Source organism: Pseudomonas retamae (genome assembly GCF_043496865.1).
GTDB lineage: Bacteria > Pseudomonadota > Gammaproteobacteria > Pseudomonadales > Pseudomonadaceae > Aquipseudomonas > Aquipseudomonas retamae.
Genome location: NZ_JBIEIL010000002.1, coordinates 34,741 through 55,227, shown reverse-complemented (window position 1 = coordinate 55,227; position 20,487 = coordinate 34,741). Strand labels below are relative to the sequence as shown.

The following is a 20,487-nucleotide window of genomic DNA, read 5'->3' as shown; positions in this document are numbered from 1 at the left end:
CATGAACATTGATTTCACCGGACGTAAGGTTTTGGTTTCGGGTTCCACCAGCGGCATCGGTTTTGCGACGGCCAAGGGCTTTTTGCAAGCGGGGGCGCAGGTGGTGATCAACGGTCGCAGCCAGGAGAGCGTCGACGGCGCTTTGCAACGGCTGGGCGAGCTGGCCGGCAAGGCCATCGGTTTTGCTGGTGATCTGGGCAGTGAGGCTGGGGTCGACAAACTGGTCGCGGAGCACAGTGCTTTCGACGTCGTCATCAACAATCTGGGCGTGTTCAATCCGCAGGATTTCTTCGAGATACCGGACAGCGAGTGGCAACGCTTTTTCGACATCAACGTCATGTCCGGCGTGCGCCTGTCACGCGCCTATGCGCAGGGCATGGTGGAGCGCAAGTGGGGGCGGATCGTGTTTATCTCGTCGGAGTCGGCGGTGAATATTCCGGCTGACATGATCCATTACGGCTTCAGCAAAACCGCGCAACTCGCTGTGTCGCGCGGCCTTGCCAAGCGTCTGGCGGGCACTGGGGTGACGGTCAATGCCGTGCTGCCCGGGCCGACCTTGTCCGAAGGCGTGGCGCAAATGCTCAGCTCCACCGTCGAAAGCTCCGGCGAAAGCCTGGAGAAGGTCGCCGCCGATTTCGTCAACGCCCACCGCAGTTCCTCGATCATCCAGCGTGCCGCCAGCGTTGAGGAGGTCGCCAACATGATCATCTACGTCAGCTCCGAACAGGCGTCCGCCACCACCGGTGCAGCGTTGCGCGTCGACGGCGGGGTGATCGACAGCATCGTCTGAGATTGATTCTGCTGACGGCGCGTCAATCCACACGATGGCCGCCGTCAACATCCTGGGAGGTTTTCAGTTTGGTTTGAGTGGGCGGAAAGGGGTATTTGCCTAAGTCCTCATCCCGTGAGTAGAATGCGATTCATTATCAATCATGTATTCGCCGGGATTCCGATGCGCAGCGACGAAACACTAGGCACTGCTGATCTAGGGCTGCTCTATCGCACCCACCATTCGTGGTTACAGGGCTGGCTGATCCGGCGCACTGGATGTCGCGATAACGCTGCCGATCTGGCGCAGGACACCTTTGTGCGTCTGCTCAAATCCCGTCAATCCAGCCCTTTGCGCGAGCCACGCGCTTATCTGAGCAGTATCGCCCGCGGACTGATGATTGATCAGTATCGTCGTCGCGAGCTCGAACGTGCCTATCTGGAAAGCGTCATGTTGCTGCCGCCCCACGAGGTGCCCTCGGAAGAGAGCCGGCTGGTGATTCTGGATGCGCTCGAGCGTATAGACCGCATGCTCGGTACGCTTAAACCACGGGTTCGCCAGGCGTTCTTGTTTGCCCGGCTCGACGGTCTGACCTGCGCGCAAATAGCCGAAAAGCTCGGTGTTTCCCGTGCGACGGTGGAGCGCGATCTGGCCACGGCCCTGCAACATTGCTATCGCTTGCGTTATGTCGAGGCCTGAGCCGCAGGCGCTCGATCCGGCCATTGTCGAGCAGGCGATCCAATGGCTGGTGCGCGTTCGCTTCAATCAAGCCGATGAACAGACACAGCGCAACTTTGAACACTGGCTGCAGCAGCGCCCGGAGCATGGGTTGGCGTGGCAGCGTGTGGAAACCCTTGGCGATGACTTCGAAGGCGTGCCCGCGCAACTGGCCCGACAAACCCTTGCTGGCAGCCGTCAGGGAATGCGCCGGCGCGAAAGCCTGAAGCTGCTGGGCGTGTTGGCGACTGTTGGCACGGCAGCCTGGCTCGGCCGGGACTACACGCCGGTCCCCGCCATGCTTGCGCAGCAACGCAGCAGCACCGGCGAGCGACGCCGCTTCCAGCTTGATGATGGCAGCCTTGTCCAGCTCAACAGCGATAGCGCGGTCGACAGCGAGTTCGACGCCCAGCGACGCCTGATCATCCTGCGACGGGGTGAAATCATTGTGAATGTCGGCGCGGACCCGCACTCGCATCCGGTGCGGCCGTTCTGGGTGCAATCACGCGACGGCCTCATGCAGGCCCACGGTTCGCGCTTTCTGGTCCGCGAGCGTGACGATGGCACGCTGGTCGCGGCTCAGGAAGGGGCCGTCACGTTGTTCCCCGGCGCCCGTCAAACGCCGGCAAGCCGCAGCGTGCAGGCAGGTGATCAGCTGCTGTTCACAGCCAGTGGCGTGCGAACGTTCAGCGACCAGGGCCTTGATCCCTGGAGCTGGGGGGACGGGGTGATCAGTGCGCGCAACATGCGCCTCGGTGATTTCATTGCGGAGTTGTCGCGTTATCGCCCCGGGGTGTTGCGCTGCAGCGAAGAGGTCGCGGACCGTCGCGTGTCCGGGACCTTCCAGCTTGCCGACAACGATCAGGTCCTGGCGTTGATCGCGCAATCACTGCATTTGCACGTCGATTATCGAACCCGTTATTGGGTGACCCTGACCGCTGCCAGCTGAATTCAACAAAACTTCACACTGCGTGAAAAATAATGAGGTGGTTTCTCATTCTCGTTCGACCTCTTTGGAAGGCCGGAATACAGGCCAGTCTGTCGATGTCCTTTCTTGGAGCGAGAAAATGAGTTCGTCCCCGGTTTCACAGCGCCATCCATTGAATCGCGCGTTGCACGCGGCGATTTTGGGTTTGATCGTCAGCAGCTACGCATTGCCGTCGCTGGCGCAAACCTCGAGCGCTGACCCGAGCAATCAAGTCAAACCGTGGAACATCGCTGCGGGCCCACTGGCGCCGGCGCTTGATCGCTTTGCGCGCGAGGCGGGCATCAGTCTTTCATTCGATGCGTCGAGTGTCGCGAACCGCACCACGGCTGGCGTGAATGGCACGCTCGATACGTCGGCAGCGCTGGCATCGTTGCTGCAGGGCAGCGGATTGCAAACCGAACAGCAAGGCCCGAATGCTTACCAGTTGGTCCCTCAGGCAAAGCCCGCCGGCCCGCTGGAGCTCGACGCAACGGATGTCGAGGACTACCGCCTTGCGCCTCTCATCATCAATGCCAAGGTTCGGGTCAGTGCCGATGACGACACCAACTCGGTGGTCGCCAAGGAACTCTGGGTGGGCGGCAAGGTGGCGACCAGCATTCTCAACACACCGGCGTCGGTGTCGGTGGTGACCAACAAGGAAATGCAGCAACGCAGCGTCAGCACCACCGAAGAGGCGCTGCAATACACGCCGGGCGTGGTCAGTGACTTTTATGGCACGGATGACCGCAACGACTATTTCCAGATCCGCGGCTTCCAGGCCACTACCTACCGTGACGGCTTGACCCTGAGTTCGATGCGCGGCGTGCGCGAAGATCCATTCGCCTATGAGCGCATCGAGATTCTGCGCGGCGCCAACTCCACCCTGTTTGGCCCTGCAGACCCCGGCGGTTCGGTGAACTTCGTGACCAAACAGCCGCGCTTCGAGAAGTTTGGCCAAGGCTATGTGACTTACGGTTCGTTTGACCATGTCGAGACCGGCATCGATGTAGGGGATGCGCTGAACAACGAGAAAACCCTGGCTGGCCGCTTTACTGCCAAAGGCCAGAACAGCGACCGCGAGTACGATCACTCACAGGACGACAACCAGTTGTTTATGGGTGGCCTGACCTGGGCTCCGTCGGATTACACGTCGGCGACGGTGATTCTGGATTACCTGAAAACCGAAAGTTCGCCCAACAGTGGCGGTTATCCGCTGGACAAGGAATACGACCGCAGCAAGTTTTATGGTGAGCCGAGCTACAACTTCCACGATGTCGAGCGCACCAGTCTCAGCGGTAACGTCACCCATGATTTCGACAACGGCTTCGTGCTGCGCAGCAACCTGCGTTACAGCAAGTTGACCGATGATTTTGGCTACGTTTACTTAAGCGACAGCGCCGCACGTGTCGGTACGACCGTCGACCGCTATCTGTTCGGCACAGACACCGAGGCCGACCAGTTCAACGGCAATCTGATGCTGCAATACGATGCGCGCTTCGAGAACATCGACAGCAGCAGTCTGGTGGGTGTGGAATATCTCGATTCAACCACCAAGGAAAGCTCGGTCTATGCCCTGACGACTCCGATTGATATTGCCAATCCCGTGTTTACCGGCGTTTCGCGCTCGATCGCGCCGTATGCCGTGAACAAGCGAGACGCGACCACCAAGGCGGTATTCCTTCAACAGAACCTGTCGTTCTACGAGCGTTTCATCGTCACCGGGGGTGTGCGCAACGACTCGATGGACCTGACCAGCAAAGGCTTGCAGTCGAACGAGAAAGACACCTTCTCCGAAACCTCTTACCGCGGTGCGTTGACTTACATCGTCAACGACGAAGTGTCCACTTATGTGAGCATGGTGGAATCCGTCTCGCCGCCGCAAGTTGGTGTCACCCCGCAGACGGGCCGGCAGTATGAAGTGGGCGTGAAGTATGCGCCGATGGGGATGGACGCACTGTTCTCCGCCGCCGTTTATGACCTGACCCAGGAAAACGTCACCATCGCCGTGGTGCTGCCGAGCGGCATCATCGAGCAACAAACGGTGGGCGAGTCGCGTGCACGTGGCCTCGATCTGGAGGCCAAGGCGCAGGTGACGCAGAACCTCAGCCTGATCGGTGGCTATTCCTATATGGAATCCGAGGTACTGCGCGGTTCGTTGTACGACGGCAGTTCGCTGAAGGGTAACGAGTTCGCCACGGCACCCAAGCATTCCGCTTCGCTCTGGAGTTATTACGACCTGCCCGGCACGGATGTCAGCGTTGGTTTGGGTGCGCGCTACGTCGGCTCTTATTACTTCGATGCCGCCAACTCCGGCAAAAGCGATGGCACCACGCTGTTCGACGCTGCCTTCAACTACAAGATCGCCAAGGGTACCGACCTGGCGGTGAACGTCAGCAACTTGCTGGATGAGCAGCACGTGGTCGGTTCCGGCACAGCGAACTTCTACAACCCAGGTCGCGAGATTACTGCCAAAGTGAGTTACAACTGGTAAGTGGGCATTTCAGCCTTCTTATTTGCCAGGAAGCGGTGCCCGCTTATCGCGGGTACCGTCAACCTGGTCATCAATCGGCGGGGTGAAAGTAGGGCGTTGATAGCAGACGTAGTGTTAGCGCTACGATCTCGGTACCCCGGGCACATCCATATTGATCTTTCGCCAGAACGCTTCAGAAAAGCTGTAAACCGAGAATGCAATCAACCCCAACGCCATCATGATCAAGATCAACCAGCCCGCTGGAAGATTCTGCAGCGCGTCCAGAGCCTCTTTCATACCCGGCGGATCCATCGCTTGATAAGTGGAACCGCTGACAGCCAGCAGCACCGCAATCTCGATAAAAACTACCCCACGGGCGATCAGGCCGAACCTGGAGACTGGGCGGACATACCGCATCACTTCCTCGTCAGCCTCAAAGTATTTCTCGAACGTCGCCTTCCAGCCCTTGATGATGTGCGCGATACCCACCCCCAGCGGAACGAGTGCGATCAGGTACACCAAAAGATTCGAGTGATCCCAGGACAACAGATGCGCCAGCCAGTCTTTGGTCTGCCCACCGGAATCGCCCGAGCTTTTGATGCCGCTGATGAGCAAACCCAATGCAAAGATCGCTAAAGCGCCGTTGACCATACCGCCCGCCAACAGACCCGCGCGAATGACCAGGCCTTTGAGGTCCTTGCCATGATGATCGACATCACGCGTCGCTTGCAGGACGCGCCAGGCTGCGAAGGCGAGCAAGCCTGCTACCACAAGCCCCACCAGGAAATAGCCGAAGGGTTGGCTGAGCAGTGCCTCCAGGCTTTTGTGGCTGTCCTTGGGTTTTGTCGAGTCCTGTGCTGCCAGCAGGGCGAAGATACCGATGATCAAATACAGCACGCCACGAGCGGCGTAACCGCCCCGAGCGAGTATTACCAGGCTATGTTGCGCGGACATTCGATGTATTCCAGAGAGGGTACACAAGAGCAGACCCCTCTTGCTGGCGGGGGTTCTACTTGGTGTTTATCAAACTGATTGGCGTTGGTGCGAGTGGCGTGCAAGCCCTCACCCCAGCCCTCTCCCGGAGGGAGAGGGAGCCGACCGAGGTGTCTTTAGGGGTACATCGACCTGCAAGACCATAGTGATTATGGCTTTTGTGAGCTCAGCGACTCTGGGTTCAATGAACCACGTTCAGGTCGGCGCAACCCTCTAATCCTCCCCAATCGGTTCCCTCTCCTGGGGGAGAGGGCCAGGGTGAGGGGCTGTCCATCTGCGGCAACAATGTCTCCAGCCTCGCCCCATGACACTTTAGTTCACCGGCTTCAAACTCACGAATCACGACCCGACCTCAAATAGGTTTTCGCCCACTCCCGGTAATGGTCCGAGAGTGTGTATCTAGCAAGCAACTCAGAAAGCGAGAGCTCGCGTCCCTCTGCGCCGCTTTGTTCACGCAACGCCGCGTACGTCGCTTCGATGGCGGCCAGATACGGGGCATGCCCATTGACCACAACCCGCACATTGGCAGCACTCAGTCGCTCAACATCGCTCAGCGCCGGATTTGCATAGTTGATCAACATGATCGGCACACTCAGATGTGCGGTGAGGGCTTCCAGATGTTCGAAGTCTTTAACCCCGACGAGGCAAATCGCGTCGGCCCCAGCCTTTTCATACGCGGTGGTGCGTGCGATGGAATCTTCCAGTGTGGTCACGGCCACGTTGGTTCGGGCGATGATGCTGAGGGCATCATCTGATCGGGCAAACCGCGCAGCGTAAATCTTGCTCGCGGCTTCTTCCCGCTCGATAAGCACAGGCGATTGCTCGTCGTACCTGGCCGGCAGGTGAGTGTCTTCCAGCGTCAGGGCCGCGACACTGGCTTTCTGCAGCTCGGTCACGGTGCGCATGACATTCAGCGCGTTTCCGTATCCATGGTCAGCATCCGCGATGATCGGGATCTGGCTGGCCCGGCCGACTCTGGAAACCTGCTCGACATATTCATCCAGCGTGAGCAGCGCGATGTCCGGTGCCCCGAGTACCTGAAGCGAGGCAACCGAACCTCCTTGAATGGCCACCTCAAAGCCAAGGTCGCAAGCCATGCGAACCGAGATAGGGTCGAATACTGAAGCAGCAAACTTGCAGACGTTTCCTCTGAGTAGATCACCAAACGCCTGGCGTAGTTGATGATGTGATCGCTCAATCATTCTCGGCTCCATCGAATATCTACCAGTAATGTGCGAGGTCTCATTCGAGTTGAACGAGACCTGGAAGGCGCTACCGGTCATCACCGTTGAAGGCGAGATGACCGGGTCCCTTTGCAGATTATTTCTGCGCCAGCAATGCCTTCCTGGCCGCTTTCTCGTCTTTCATGGCGGCGATTTCACGCTCGCACGCCTCGACATCAAACGAGTTGTCCCACTTGGCAATAGCGATGGTGCCGATGCCGTTACCGATCAGGTTGGTCACGGCCCGCGCTTCGTTGAGGAACCGGTCAATGCCCAGCAGCAAGACCAGGCCCACCAGAGGAATGGAGTGAATGGTGGTGAGCGTTGCGGCCAGCGTTACAAAGCCTGCGCCCGCCACCCCGGCCGAGCCCTTTGAGGTCAGCAGGAACACGCCCAGCAAGATCATCTGATCCATAAAGGTCAGTGGCGTATTGGTCGCCTGGGCAATGAAGATGGCGGCCATGGTCAGATAGATGCAGGTGCCGTCTGCGTTGAAGGTGTACCCCGTCGGCAGCACCATGCCGACTACCGATTTTTTGCAGCCAAGTTTTTCCAGTTTCACCATCATGCGTGGCAACACGGCTTCGGTTGAGCAGGTGCCAAGCGTGATGAGAATTTCATCCTTGAAGTAGCGCAAAAACTGCATCAGCGGCATGCCCGACCATCTGGCCACCGTACCCAGTACCACGACGATGAAAATCAAGGTGGTGATGTAGAGGGCGACCAACAACTGCCCGAGCGACAGCAGCGTGCCAATCCCGTATTTGCCGATCGTGAACGCCATGCCAGCACCGGCACCCAGTGGCGCCAGGCGCATGACCATCGCCACGATCCTGAAAAGACCCTGCAGAAACAGATCGATGGTATTGATCAAGGGTTTACTGGTCTCGCCCATCTGAACCAGCGCCACACCCATCAATACCGAAAGCAGAATGACCTGCAGCATGACGCCATTAGAGAACGCGCCGAGGAAGGTGTGAGGGATGATGTTCAGAAAGAACTCAACGGTGCCGCCTTGCTCAGTCGCGGCCTGGCTGTACTTGCTGATCGCATTGGCATCCAGCGCGCTGACGTTGATGTTCATGCCGACGCCAGGCTTGACGATGTTGACCACGATCAGGCCGACGACAAGGGCGATGGTTGAAAGAATCTCGAAGTAGATCAGCGCTTTCACGCCAATCCGCCCGACCTCTTTGATACTGCCCATCTTTGCGATACCGACCACGACCGTACCGAAGATGATCGGCGCCAAGAGCATTTTGATCAGCTTGATGAAGCCGTCGGCAAAGGGTTGGAGCTTGGCGCCGATATCGGGTACGAAGTAACCGATCGCGGCACCGATCACGATGCCGATCAGCACTTGCACATACAGCTGGCTGTACCAGCGGGACTTGGACGTTTCCACGGAAGCACCTCATTTTATTGTTGTGATGGGCGTGTGGTTTGGCGTCTGCGAAAGACGCCGGAATCTGCGGCCCCTTTAAAGAAACCGCAGATCGATCGGGATCAGCCTTCGCCCAGTTCGCGCATGACGGCGTACAAAGCGGATTTGGCTTCGAAGCCGACACCTGGAATATCCGGCAGGCCGACATAACCGTTTTCTACCTTGATGCCGTCGGCGAAGCCGCCGAAAGGCTGGAACACGTCGGGGTACGATTCATTGCCGCCCAGGTGCAGGCCGGCGGCGATGTTCAGGGACATCTGGTGACCACCGTGCGGAACCACGCGGCGCGACGACCAGCCCATTTCTTCCATCACTTTCAGGGTGCGCATGTACTCCACGAGCCCATAGGACAGCGCGCAGTCGAACTGGAGGAAGTCGCGATCCGGGCGCATGCCGCCGTGACGCAGCAAGTTGCGAGCGTCCTGGTGGGAAAACAGGTTTTCCCCGGTGGCCATGGGCAGTTCGTAGTGATTGGCAAGCTCGGCCTGCAGTGCGTAGTCGAGCGGGTCGCCGACTTCCTCGTACCAGAACAGGTTGTACTTCTTGATGGCTTCGGCGTAAGCAATACCGGTCTGCAGATCGAAACGACCGTTGGCATCGACTGCCAGTCGACGACCGTCACCAACCACTTCGAGTACCGCTTCGATGCGACGGATATCTTCGTCGAGTGGCACCGCACCGATCTTCATTTTGACAACGTCGTAGCCACGATCCAGGTAGCTCTGCATTTCCGCTTTGAGTTTGGTTTGGTCTTTGCCTGGGTAGTAATAGCCGCCTGCTGCGTAGACCCAGACCTTGTCATCCGCCACGCCGTTACGGTAGCGATCGGCGAGCAGACGATAGAGCGGTTTGCCTTCGATCTTGGCGACGGCATCCCATACCGCCATGTCGATGGTGCCCACCGCAACCGAGCGCTCGCCGTGACCGCCAGGCTTTTCGTTGGTCATCAGGGCTTTCCAGATGGCAAACGGATCGAGGTTGTTGTTTTCGTGGTCGACGAGTGTGTCGGGATCAGCTTCGGTGATGCGCGCCAGGAAGCGATCACGCATCAGAGCGCCTTGACCATAACGACCGTTGGAGTTGAAACCGTAGCCGATGACCGGTTTTCCATCGCGAATCACATCGGTGATAACCGCGACGACCGAGCAGGTCATTTTGGAAAAATCGATATACGCGTTGGCAATCGGCGAGGCAATGGAAACGGTTTTTTCACGGATGTCGACGATACGCATGACGGGTTCCTCTTGTTGTTTGTGGCCCCACGTTATGCTTTGCGATGACACCCGCCCAATGCTATTAATGCCGCGCCCTATGCACAGGAGGCATTGCCCTTGGAACTCGTTTGGCTAGAGGATTTTTCAGCGCTTGCGGAATACGGCAGCTTTGTTCGTGCCGCTGAAGCGCGCCACGTGACGCAGCCTGCCTTCAGCCGCAGAGTCCGTTCGCTGGAGAATTGGATGGGCGTCGAACTGTTCGTGCGCACCCCGCAGGGCGCGACCTTGACCGAGGCGGGAAGACAGATTTTGCCTAGCGCCCAAGAGGCGGCCAGGCGCCTGTACCGGATGCGCTCCGAGGCACAGGAAGTGGCGGGCATGGCTGCGAAAACGCTGCAATTTGCAGCCACTCATTCTCTGTCATTCACCTTCTTCCCGCGATGGTTGAGAAGCGCCGAAAACGGCGCGCCGATAGAAGCGGTACGTCTGCATTCAGACAGCATGGCGGTTTGCGAGCAGATGCTGATCCAGGGCCAGGTTCAATTTCTCCTGTGTCATCGCCATCCCGATGTACCGCCGTTGCTAGCCCCTGATCAGTTCATTGGAAAGAAGATCGGCGAGGATGTGCTGGTGCCGCTGGCGAGTCCTTCTGCCCATTTCGGTACCTCCCCTGAAACCCTGCCTTATCTGGCCTACACCCACGAATCGGGCCTCGGCCGAATCGTCGCTCATCGACTCCATGGCAAAGAAGATTATCTCCACCTCAAGCCTCTTTTCAGCAGCCATCTGGCGGCGGTGCTGATGTCGATGGCGTTGGAGAGCAAGGGGGTCGCCTGGTTACCCAAGAGTCTGACCGAACAGGAAATGACTGACGGACGCCTGGTGCGGGCGCTGGACCAAAGCTGGGATATCCCTCTGGAAATTCACCTCACGCGTCCGACGGCACCCATCAGTCCGTCAGCGGAAGAATTCTGGGCTCGCGTTGGCAACGATAAGGCGCACTCTTCATGACGCGTCTTCTCGCTCGCGGTGTGAGCCATTCCTGTTCCTGGATTGAGTCCACGTTCACATGCTCACAAACCTTTGGTACGTCGTCCTGCCGTCGTCGCAATTGACCAGCAAACTGGCGGCAGTACGTTTGCTCGGTCAGCCCTTCGTTGCCTTTCGCGACGACAATGGGGAAGCCCGTCTTCGATTCGATGTCTGTGTCCATCGTGGTGGTTCCACCATTGCGCTTACGCTTGTTGACGACGCCGAGGGCGTCTAATAGCTGTAGCGTCCCTTCGTGTTTAGCGGTCTTGTCTCTCGTATCCAGCCCGGTTATTTCCTTTGGCTCTCATCCATAAACCCAAACATTCCATTGCTCCGATTCTTTGTTACTAAGCTTGGTTTTCAGTTGAAGGATCACCCAACCGCAGCACCCAAAGGAGCAACACGTCATGCTGTCTCTCGCCCATGCAATTCGTAAAAGTTCCGGCTCTCTCGTTCAAGTACAAACCGACTACAAGCAGAACGTAGTTGCGGTCAATACCGTAATGACCAGTGTCTTGGGGTCAAGCCTGCCTACTCTCCATCAAGCGCCGCCGGATTGGCAGTCCTTTGTCAGCGCTTTTGAAGCGGCCAATGGCGACGCGTTGAATTGGGTCAATACCGTTATGGCCCGTTTGCTGAACGTCCCTCAAGAGGTGGTCGGTTACAACGCAGTGATCAGCCAGGTTCTTCAGGACGCAAAAAGCCAAAGCGAAACACTGGTCGCACAGCCGACAAATCAAATAGCGCTGGCTACGCTCAATCAAGATCTGACTACGCTCACTAACCAACTAGGCTTGGTAACCTCGTTCATCAGCGGAGCAATCGTCGCCTTACAAACATCACGCGATACGCTGCCGGATATGGCCGCCCAGCTACAAAGCATCGCTGATAAGTCGACCGTCGATGCCAATGCGGACCAAGCCCAAATTGACAAGCTCAATGCTCAAATCGATCAATTGAAGGCCGACATCAAAAGCCTCACCGCTGCCATTATTGCGCTTGGTATTACTGACGGCATTGCATTGACATTGGGGACGGTTGCGACAATTGCACTTTGGCCGGTTGGCGCGCTTGTCTGGTTTATGCTTGGCCCAGCGATAGCTGTTGCCAGCACTTATATTGCGCTGGACGCCAAACAAATAGAGGCTGATCAAGCGAGCATCAAACAGACCCTTGGCACCATTGAGGGTATAACTGCCGATGTCGCAACCTTGCACGTGTTAGCGCATAACTTTGCTGATCTGGCGACGCAGTCGGTAGCGATCGAGACGAATCTCCAGGCAGTATTGGCTGAATGGCAAACGCTGGAAAATGATGTGAACGCCGCGGTAACTGACATCAGAACAGCCATTTCTGACGCCGGCTCTACCAATTTCACGGCAGTGCTCAATGACGTCAATGAAGCCATAAGCGAATGGAACGACTCCTATGCTCAAGCGGGTTCGTTGCAGCTTGATCTGCAGGTGAACAATGCCAACCTCGAATATGGCATGACTTCGGCTCAGGTGCAGTCAGCCATGGCCGGCGCTCAAACAGTGGATTTGATCACGTACTACAATCAGCTTTCTCAGCAACGAAAAGTTGCCTGAGTTCAAAAAGTCAGCCCCGCACCTGCGGGGCTTTTTTCGACTAGCGTTGAGCTGATTCTGGTACGTCCTTTCCAGCAAAGTCTGATTCACTTGCCTTTTCGTCGCCCTCAATCATCTGAGCCTGTTCGCTCGGGAATCACTCAAGGTATCAAGCGCATCTCGCGCAGTTTGTCGAACACGTCGAAAAAAGCCTGATCGCTCGCTTGGTAGGCCGTGAACCCCATGGCACGGCTTTTCGACATATCCGTGACCACTTCGATGGGGCGGCCGAGATCGGCATCGGTGTGCCATGGCGAGATCAGGCGACCGATATCGGATTCCTTCAAACCATGGTCGGCAACTATTTGCGTCCATACGGCCTGGTCGTTGGCCATCTGCTCCTCCAGAGGTGAGAGTGCCGCGGGATACTCGGCAGCGGGCACCTCGAAGTATTCGGCAATCCGCCCCCACATCCATTTCCAACGAAACACATCGCCATTGGTGACATTGAATGCCTGATTGGCCGCCGCCGGCGTCGTTGCCGCCCATAGTTGCTGTTTCGCCAACTGCCGCGCGTCCGTCATGTCGGTGAGGCTGTCCCACTGCACCCTTGATCCCGGAAACACAAATGGGCGATTAGTGTGTTTGCAGATCGAGGCATAGACGGCGAGGGTGGTGGCCATGTTCATCGCGTTGCCAACGGCAACTCCGGTGACGGTATGTGGGCGGTGAACGCTCCAGGTGAAACCATCCGTTTCGGCTGCGGCGAAGAGTTCGTCTTCTTGGGCGTAATAGAAATTCTCGACATCCAGACGACCCTGCTCTTCGCGAAACGGTGTTTGCGGCAGGCTGCCTTTTCCATACGCTTCGAAGGGGCCGAGGTAGTGTTTGAGGCCGGTAACCAGCGCTACGTGCTCAACGCTCTTGGCTGGGCGAACGGCGCTGAGGACGTTGCGTACCATGGCGGCATTGACGCGAATATTCTCGGCTTCCGTGGCTTGTCGTGACCATGTGGTGATGAACACATGGGTGGGTTTCAACCCCGCGAGTGCACGTTCCAGTGAAGCCGGATCCTGAAGATCAGCCGCGACCGGGATCACGCCTGACGCTTGCGAGGGGTGGCGCGACAGCGCGGCGACCTGCCACTGGTTGTCGATGAGTAATTGCGTGATGGCGCTGCCGACGATACCGCTGGCGCCCACGACCAAAGCTGTCTGAGTCATATCTTTCTCCTGTATTCAGGTTTCGGAGTACGCCTGAGCAACAGAGGTTCAACCTGAAAATCCGTTACAGTGCTCACTCATCCCCGTTGAAGCCCGTGAATAATGAATCGTCCGCTGTTTGTCGCGCTGGATGGCCCCAAAGGCGTCGGCAAGACCTCGCTGTTGGAGGCCATCACCGAAGTCCTGAGGGCCGACAACCAGAAAGTCATCCGGCTTTGCGAGAAAAAAAGCGACCCGTTCCGGGGCGAGACCATGCACTTGGTGAACCGGCTCGCTCGCCAGCCTGACCGGGATCTGGAATTTCAAGTTTGCGAGCGCATGGCTGATAGCCGCCGCTGGATTTCCCAGCACGTGCTGACCAGACAGCCCATCGACAGCATTATCCTGATCGATCGCTGGTACCCGTCCGAGGCCGCGTTTCGCCGCACAGTCCCGTTCGCCGAAATCCTGCAGTTGAATCTTGATCGCGACGTCCAGGTGCCAGACCTGCATATCGGCGTGGTCACAGCGGCAGAGGTTTCCTGGGCGAGGGCGGCTGCACGACGGCGCGGCTTGAGTAGTACTGTGCTTCGCAGGCTGGAGGAACATGTCGCGTGTACTCAGGCGTTTGAGCAAGCGGTTGCGGATCAGGGTTGGTTTTTATGCCGGAATGAGGGAACGATTGGGGAGGCGACGAGGCGGGTGGTTGGGGAGATTAATCGGGTGATGAGCGGTCTCTGCACATCGACCTGAATGACCGTGTCGATGATGGATTCAATGCGCCACGTCCAGGCCGCCGCAACCCTCGAATATCCCCGAATCAGTTCCCTCTCCTGAGGGAGAGGACTAAGGTGAGGGGCTGTCCGTCCGTGACAACAATGTCTCCAGCCTGGCCAACGGCGGCGCATCCTGACTACGGTCAAACACCTGAATGCCAATCTTGAGCAGCCGTCCGTTTTCTGCGGTCGCGATCACCTGCTCGCAGCGCAACAACAACCGCCCTTGATCACACTCAACGGCTTTCATGCCCGTCGGCAACCGCCCCTCCAACCGCAACTCCGCCATCCGGCTCTGCGCCGCCACCAGCGCAATCGACCGATCCCGCAGCAGCCCATTGCTCTGCGTCATCAACCCCGCCACACGTACGGCCGCGGACATCGCCACGGCGATGATCGCCAGCGCCACCAGCACTTCAATCAGGGTGAATCCGGATTCTCGGGAGCGCGCAGGCATAAAAGGCCCAAAAGCAAAAAACAGCCCTCGACGCTAACCCGCGTCCTTGACGGCTTGACGACGAAAACTCCCGAGGATTTTCAACATCCCTGACATATCTTCTTGCAACACTGCGCGTCGAATCGAACCAAGCCAGGGACTGTCGAGATGGATATCGCACCTTTCACTTCGCGCAAACAACCGCTGCGCACGCCGCGTGGTCAGCAGGGTTTTACCCTGATCGAGATCATGGTGGTGGTGGTCATTCTGGGGATTCTCGCGGCGATGGTGGTGCCCAAGGTGCTTGATCGGCCGGATCAGGCGCGGGCGACGGCGGCGAAGCAGGACATTGGCGGCTTGATGCAGGCGTTGAAGTTGTATCGCCTCGACCACGGCACGTACCCGAGCATGAATCAGGGGCTGAAAGTCTTGGTCGAGCGGCCGGCGGACGCGAAGAACAGCAACTGGCGTTCGTACCTGGAGCGCTTGCCGAACGATCCGTGGGGCCGTCCTTATCAGTACCTCAACCCCGGCGCCAATGGCGAGATCGACATCTTTTCCCTCGGTGCCGATGGTCAGCCGGACGGTGACGGCGTGAATGCCGATATCGGTTCCTGGCAGTTGTAAGGCTGGTCATGAATCGCCGTTCGTCCAAGGGGGCGAAGCAGGGAGGCATGGCGATCATCAGCGCGTTGTTGATTGCTGCCGTGGTGGCGGTGATCGCGGCAGGGATGTTGACGCGCCAGAGCGTGTCGACCCGTGCGCTGGAAGCCGATCAGCAACGGATTCAGGGGCGTTGGCTGGCGCAGGGCGGGCTGGAGATCAGCCGCCATTTGCTCTGGGATGCGCGCCAGCGAGACCCGTTGACCCGGCTCGATCAGCCGTGGGCGCACCGCTTGAATGCGCAGGGTTTTGAAGGGCGGCTGGAGGATGAGCAGGGCAAGTTCAACCTGCGCAATCTGGTGGCCAACGAACGCGTTGATGATGAGCAGGTGCAAGCGTTCGAGCGCTTGTGCGGGTTGCTCGGTGTGAACGCCGGGCTGAGCCAGCGCATCATCCAGCGGGTGATCGGCGCTTACCCGCGACTGCTCAATGCGCAGATCGCCGAGACGACGAAAAACACCTTCGACAGCGGCCGCTTGACCTCGCCAAACGCTTCACGCAAACCACAAAACCCGACACTGCCGATGCTGCGCAGCCTCGAGGATTTGCGCAGCGTCGAGGGGGTGAATGACGCGCTGATCGGCAAACTCGCGGCGTACTTGACGGTGATTCCGGCGACGACCTGGCTCAACGGCAACACCGCCACCGCGCCAGTGTTGGCGGCGTACGTGCCGGGGTTGTCGCTGGAGCGCGCGCAGGCGCTGATCAATGAGCGCGATGCCGGGCGCTGGTTCATCAACCGGGGCGATTTCGTCAACCGCTTGCGCATGCCTGAGCTGGAGCTGACCACTGTGCGCGTTGGCATCACCAGCGACTGGTTTCGCCTGCGCGGCGAAGCGCGGCGCGATCAGCGTCGGGTCAGTCTTGAGGCGTTGCTGCATCGCAGTCAGGACCGTTTGCCGCAGGTGATCTGGTCGCGGGTGGGCGCATGACTCAGCTCAGAGTTGCGCTGCCGCCACTGGCGAATCTTGATCTGGACAGCGAGCTGCACGTTGCCTGGCTGGACCGTGCCGGTCAGGTCAGTCGTGAACAATCCATGACATTGAGGCAGTTGAGCCAAGTGCCGAAACTGCCGCCGCTGCTGGGTTTTCTGCACCCGACGGACAGCCTGTTGGCGAGTATCGACCTGCCGCCGCTGCCGGCCAATAAAACCGCAGCGGCGGTGCAGTGCGCGGCGCAGGCCTTGGTGCTTGGCGACCTCAGCGAGATGCACGTTGCCCACGGGCCGCGCGACGAGGCCGGGCGGGTGCAGATCGCCTGGGCACCGCGGCAACCGTTGCTACAACTGGCGCAGTTGTTGAAACAGGCGAATCTGAACCTGCGTGGTCTTTACCCGGCGGCCTACAGCTTGCCGGTGTTGCCGGGCACCGTCGCCTGCGTGCAGGACGGGCATCTGCTGCTGCGCGACAGTGTGCAGGCGGCGCGGGTGCAGCCATTGTTCGGCGAGGACGTGGACACTGCGATGTGGGAGCCGGGCACCACGCTGCATTGGATTGGCGAACAAGCGCCGGCGACTGCCGAGGTGCCGATGGCCGATGCCCAGCGTTGGACCGGACCGTTGCCGGGTTGGGGCTTGCATGGCGCGGTGCAGTCGCAAACCACCGAACATCGTGGCTGGGGCCGGGCGATCGGCTTATCGGCGCTGGCCGTCGCGGTGTGGGTGGTCGGCCTGAATCTGTACGCCGCGCGCGAAGCCAGTCAGGGCCAGCAGCTCAAGGCGCAGATGAGTCAACGGGTCAAACAGGCTTTCCCGCAATTGCCGGTGATCCTGAACCCGCTGCAACAGGCGCGGCAGCAACTGGCCGAGCGGCAGAAGGGCGCAACCGATGATCCGGCGCAAACCTTCAATCGTCTGGTGTTGCAGGCTGGCAGCGGCATGCCGTCCATGGCCGGTACGGTCGAGCGTCTGACCTTTGCCGACGGCACGTTGCAATTGGCGTTGCTCAGCGAAGCCCGACGCAGTGCCAACAATCAGGAGTGGCAAAGCACGTTGGCGCAGGCCGGCATTAGCGTAACCGCTGACGAGGAGGGCTGGATTTTGCGCCCGTCCAGCGAAGCCGCACCAAGCGACAGCGACGACAGCAGCGGAGCGGAAGAAGATGAATAAGCTCGCGCCTTACCGCGCCAAATGGCAGCGCTTCAACGCTCAGTTGCAGGCGCGCTGGCAGCCGCTGGCACCGCGCGAGAAACGCATGGTCGGCGGCATGGCTGTGGCGCTGCTCGGCTTGCTGCTGTGGGTCGCGCTGATTCAGCCGCCGCTGAAGAAAATCAGCTATTGGCAAGCCGAAACGCCGAAGCTGCGCGCGCAGACCGAAGCGCTGGAAGTGCTGCTGCGCGAAGTCAATGTGCGTCCGGAGGGGCAAAGCGTGGCCCAGGCGCTGGAGCAAACCCTGCAGGCCAGCAGCCTGGCCGGGCACTATCAATTGCAACCCGGCGAGGCCGGTGCCTGGCAACTGAGCTTCGATGGCGCGCCAGCGGACGCCGTAATTGACTGGCTGCTGAGCACGCCGTCGCAACTTTCTCTGCAAGTGGTCGAGGCTCGTTTGCAACGCGCAGACAGCCCCTCGACCGAAGTCACGGCCGGCACGTTGTCAGGCACCGTTCGCATGGATCAGGCGCTGGGCGCTAAGGAAGCTTCATGAAGGGGTCAGGATCCAAACCGGCACAACTGGCGTTGCCGTTGTTGCTGATGGCGTTGAGTGCATGCAGCAACACCGGGTCGCCACAGAATCAACCGCCGTTGCTGGTCGACAGTGAATTGGGGCGACCACTGGCGAGCACCCAGCGCAGCGGTGATCCGGTGCTCGACCGCGAACGCGCCCAAGCGCAGGCGCGCTCGGCACCCAAACAGCTGCATAACATCAGCAAAAGCGCCCGCACGGGCGCAGCGCCGGCAAGCAACCCGGCGGCCAATAACCCGTTGGGCGATCAACCGGTGACGCTGAATTTTGTCGACGCTGATATCCAGGCTGTGGTGCGCGCGCTGTCGCGTTCGACCAGCAAGCAGTTTCTGGTCGATCCGCGGGTCAAGGGTAATCTGACCCTGGTGTCCGAAGGGCAGGTGCCGGCGTGGCAAGCCTACGACATGCTATTGGCCGCGCTGCGCATGCAGGGCTTCAGCGTGGTCGACGTCGGCGACGTTGCGCAGGTGGTCCCGGAGGCAGATGCGAAGCTGCTCGGCGGGCCGGTGTACAACGCTGCCAAACCGGCCGGCAACGGCATGCTCACCCGCACCTTTCGCCTGCAATACGAGAACGCGGTCAACCTTATTCCGGTGCTGCGGCCGATCGTCTCGCCGAACAATCCGATCAATGCCTATCCCGGTAACAACACCATTGTCATCACCGATTACGCTGAAAACCTTAAGCGCGTCGCGCAGTTGATCGCCAGCATTGATTCGCCGAGCGCGATCGACACCGACGTGGTGCAGATCCAGAACGGTATCGCCGCCGACATCGCGCCGATGGTTGCCGACCTGCTCGACGCACAGGGCAACGATCCGACGCAGAAAATCGCCGTGATCGGTGATCCGCGTTCCAACAGCATCATCATTCGCGCCGGCAGCCCCGAGCGCACCGAGCTGGCGCGCAACCTGATCTACAAACTCGACAACGCGCAGAGCAATCCGAGCAACCTGCATGTGGTCTACCTGCGCAACGCGCAAGCGGCGAAACTGGCGCAAGCCCTGCGCGGCCTGCTGACCGGTGAGAGCGACAGCGGCAGCAGCGACAGTGCGCGCTCGGTGCTCAGCAGCATGGGCAGCAGCACCGGTGGCAACGCCGGGCAGAGTGGCCAGAACGGCGCGTCCAGCAGCGGCAACACAGCGACGACCACCACCAACAGCGGCAGCAGCGGCGGCAGCTACGCTCAGGGCAGCGGCGCCAGCAGCAGTAGTGGCGGGGCGCAGAGCAGCGAGCAGAACGTCGCGTTCACCGCTGGCGGCGTGACCATTCAAGCGGACGCCACCACCAACACCTTGCTGATTTCCGCGCCGGAGCCGCTGTACCGCAACCTGCGCGAGGTGATCGATTTGCTCGACCAGCGCCGCGCGCAAGTGGTGATAGAAAGCCTGATCGTCGAAGTCGGCGAGGACGATGCCAGCGAATTCGGCGTGCAATGGCAGACCGGCGATCTCGGCGGCAAAGGCGTGATCGGCGGCGCCAATCTTGGCGGCTCGGGGATCAACCTCAGCGGCAAGACCAGCCTCGATGTGTTGCCACAGGGGCTGAATCTCGGCTACGTCAACGGCACCGTCGACATCCCCGGCATCGGCAAGATTCTCGACCTGAAAGTGCTGGCCCGCGCGCTGAAGAGCAAGGGCGGCACCAACGTGCTGTCGACGCCGAACCTGCTGACCCTGGACAACGAAGCGGCGAGCATTTTCGTCGGCCAGACCATCCCGTTTGTCAGCGGCAGTTACGTTACCGGCGGCGGTGGCACCAGCAACAACCCGTTCCAGACCGTGACCCGTGAAGAGGTCGGCCTCAAGCTCAACGTGCGCCCGCAGATTTCCGAGGGCGGCACGGTCAAGCTCGACATTTATCAGGAAGTCAGCAGCATCGACGAACGCGCTTCCGCCAGCGCTAACGCGGCCGGCATCGTCACCAACAAGCGCGCGATCGACACCAGCATTCTGCTCGACGACGGGCAGATCATGGTCCTCGGCGGCCTGCTGCAGGACGGCTACAGCCAGAGCAACGACGCGGTGCCGTGGCTGTCGACGATTCCCGGGATCGGCGCGCTGTTTCGCAACGAGCGCCGGGCGATCACCAAGACCAACCTGATGGTGTTCCTGCGCCCGTACATCATTCGCGACAGCGAAGCGGGGCGCAGCATTACGCTGAACCGCTACGACTTCATGCGCCGCGCGCAGGGCGGTCTGCAACCTGAGCGCAGCTGGGCGATGCCGGACATGCAGGCGCCGCAGTTGCCCTCGGCAGCGCAAGGCGTGCCGGCGCTCTTACCCGCCTCCGGCCCGCGCGCGACCATCAAGGCAGTGCCCATCCGATGAAC

At 59.6% G+C, this 20,487-nt stretch carries 19 protein-coding genes; 13 read left to right on the top strand and 6 right to left on the bottom strand.

Features of this window, described 5'->3' with window-relative positions; all coding sequences use genetic code 11:
* The first annotated feature begins 1 nt into the window (after window position 1).
* The 4 genes from ACGSLL_RS03345 to ACGSLL_RS03330 all read left to right on the top strand — a co-directional run bounded on the left by ACGSLL_RS03345 (window position 2) and on the right by ACGSLL_RS03330 (window position 4,944).
* Window positions 2-790, top strand: coding sequence for an SDR family NAD(P)-dependent oxidoreductase (locus tag ACGSLL_RS03345; RefSeq protein WP_394503181.1), 789 nt, complete (start codon window positions 2-4; stop codon window positions 788-790).
* Between the two features lie 162 nt (window positions 791-952).
* A complete protein-coding gene (locus ACGSLL_RS03340) occupies window positions 953-1,468 on the top strand; it encodes a sigma-70 family RNA polymerase sigma factor (RefSeq protein WP_332767240.1) in 516 nt (171 codons plus the stop codon).
* A complete protein-coding gene (locus tag ACGSLL_RS03335; RefSeq protein ID WP_394503179.1) occupies window positions 1,455-2,435 on the top strand; it encodes a FecR domain-containing protein in 981 nt (326 codons plus the stop codon). Before ACGSLL_RS03340 ends, ACGSLL_RS03335 begins: the two co-directional genes overlap by 14 nt.
* A 118-nt stretch (window positions 2,436-2,553) precedes the next feature.
* Window positions 2,554-4,944 (top strand): TonB-dependent siderophore receptor, encoded by a 2,391-nt coding sequence (locus tag ACGSLL_RS03330; protein WP_394503177.1) that lies wholly within the window; start codon window positions 2,554-2,556, stop codon window positions 4,942-4,944.
* Between the two features lie 120 nt (window positions 4,945-5,064).
* On the opposite strand, the gene ACGSLL_RS03325 is transcribed toward ACGSLL_RS03330, so the two are convergent.
* The 4 genes from ACGSLL_RS03325 to ACGSLL_RS03310 all read right to left on the bottom strand — a co-directional run bounded on the left by ACGSLL_RS03325 (window position 5,065) and on the right by ACGSLL_RS03310 (window position 9,815).
* Entirely contained in the window at window positions 5,065-5,877 is an 813-nt protein-coding gene (locus ACGSLL_RS03325; protein ID WP_394503175.1) for a DUF1206 domain-containing protein, read from the bottom strand.
* Window positions 5,878-6,248: 371 nt separating this feature from the next.
* The gene (locus ACGSLL_RS03320; protein WP_394503173.1) at window positions 6,249-7,118 is read right to left on the bottom strand and encodes an isocitrate lyase/PEP mutase family protein; all 870 of its coding nucleotides are present in this window, start codon (window positions 7,116-7,118) and stop codon (window positions 6,249-6,251) included.
* A 118-nt stretch (window positions 7,119-7,236) separates the two neighbouring features.
* Window positions 7,237-8,544 carry a C4-dicarboxylate transporter DctA gene (gene dctA, locus ACGSLL_RS03315; protein WP_394503171.1) on the bottom strand — a complete coding sequence of 436 codons (1,308 nt, stop codon included), beginning with the start codon at window positions 8,542-8,544 and terminating at the stop codon, window positions 7,237-7,239.
* 101 nt (window positions 8,545-8,645) lie between these two features.
* Window positions 8,646-9,815, bottom strand: coding sequence for a mandelate racemase/muconate lactonizing enzyme family protein (locus ACGSLL_RS03310; RefSeq protein ID WP_394503169.1), 1,170 nt, complete (start codon window positions 9,813-9,815; stop codon window positions 8,646-8,648).
* A 99-nt stretch (window positions 9,816-9,914) separates the two neighbouring features.
* On the opposite strand from ACGSLL_RS03310, the gene ACGSLL_RS03305 reads away from it, so the two are divergent.
* The 3 genes from ACGSLL_RS03305 (at window position 9,915) to ACGSLL_RS03295 (ending at window position 12,418) form a co-directional block, all read left to right on the top strand.
* Complete coding sequence (locus ACGSLL_RS03305) at window positions 9,915-10,808, top strand: LysR family transcriptional regulator (RefSeq protein WP_394503167.1); 894 nt, start codon at window positions 9,915-9,917, stop codon at window positions 10,806-10,808.
* A gap of 58 nt (window positions 10,809-10,866) precedes the next feature.
* The gene (locus ACGSLL_RS03300; RefSeq protein WP_208937704.1) at window positions 10,867-11,064 is read left to right on the top strand and encodes a Rieske 2Fe-2S domain-containing protein; all 198 of its coding nucleotides are present in this window, start codon (window positions 10,867-10,869) and stop codon (window positions 11,062-11,064) included.
* Window positions 11,065-11,236: 172 nt separating this feature from the next.
* Window positions 11,237-12,418 (top strand): hypothetical protein, encoded by a 1,182-nt coding sequence (locus ACGSLL_RS03295; protein ID WP_394503164.1) that lies wholly within the window; start codon window positions 11,237-11,239, stop codon window positions 12,416-12,418.
* A 140-nt stretch (window positions 12,419-12,558) separates the two neighbouring features.
* Here ACGSLL_RS03295 and ACGSLL_RS03290 read toward each other — a convergent pair whose 3' ends face one another.
* Window positions 12,559-13,620, bottom strand: a complete 1,062-nt coding sequence (locus tag ACGSLL_RS03290; protein WP_394503162.1) for an SDR family oxidoreductase — start codon at window positions 13,618-13,620, stop codon at window positions 12,559-12,561.
* A gap of 102 nt (window positions 13,621-13,722) precedes the next feature.
* Between ACGSLL_RS03290 and ACGSLL_RS03285 the strand changes: the two genes are divergently transcribed.
* Window positions 13,723-14,352: a dTMP kinase gene (locus ACGSLL_RS03285; protein ID WP_394503160.1), complete on the top strand. Its 630-nt coding sequence runs from the start codon at window positions 13,723-13,725 to the stop codon at window positions 14,350-14,352.
* A 93-nt stretch (window positions 14,353-14,445) separates the two neighbouring features.
* On the opposite strand, the gene gspI is transcribed toward ACGSLL_RS03285, so the two are convergent.
* Entirely contained in the window at window positions 14,446-14,832 is a 387-nt protein-coding gene (gene gspI / locus ACGSLL_RS03280; RefSeq protein ID WP_394503158.1) for a type II secretion system minor pseudopilin GspI, read from the bottom strand.
* 147 nt (window positions 14,833-14,979) lie between these two features.
* On the opposite strand from gspI, the gene gspG reads away from it, so the two are divergent.
* Genes gspG through gspD form a run of 5 tightly spaced genes read left to right on the top strand, consistent with a single transcriptional unit; the run spans window position 14,980 to window position 20,485 of the window.
* Window positions 14,980-15,438 (top strand): type II secretion system major pseudopilin GspG, encoded by a 459-nt coding sequence (gene gspG, locus ACGSLL_RS03275; protein WP_090282977.1) that lies wholly within the window; start codon window positions 14,980-14,982, stop codon window positions 15,436-15,438.
* Between the two features lie 8 nt (window positions 15,439-15,446).
* Entirely contained in the window at window positions 15,447-16,406 is a 960-nt protein-coding gene (gene gspK, locus ACGSLL_RS03270) for a type II secretion system minor pseudopilin GspK (RefSeq protein ID WP_394503156.1), read from the top strand.
* On the top strand, window positions 16,403-17,581 hold the full coding sequence (gspL, locus tag ACGSLL_RS03265; RefSeq protein WP_394503154.1) for a type II secretion system protein GspL: 1,179 nt from the start codon (window positions 16,403-16,405) through the stop codon (window positions 17,579-17,581). Before gspK ends, gspL begins: the two co-directional genes overlap by 4 nt.
* A complete protein-coding gene (gspM, locus tag ACGSLL_RS03260; RefSeq protein ID WP_394503152.1) occupies window positions 17,574-18,116 on the top strand; it encodes a type II secretion system protein GspM in 543 nt (180 codons plus the stop codon). The genes gspL and gspM overlap by 8 nt, the downstream gene beginning before the upstream one ends.
* Window positions 18,113-20,485 carry a type II secretion system secretin GspD gene (gene gspD / locus ACGSLL_RS03255; RefSeq protein ID WP_394503150.1) on the top strand — a complete coding sequence of 791 codons (2,373 nt, stop codon included), beginning with the start codon at window positions 18,113-18,115 and terminating at the stop codon, window positions 20,483-20,485. Before gspM ends, gspD begins: the two co-directional genes overlap by 4 nt.
* Window positions 20,486-20,487: the final 2 nt, after the last annotated feature.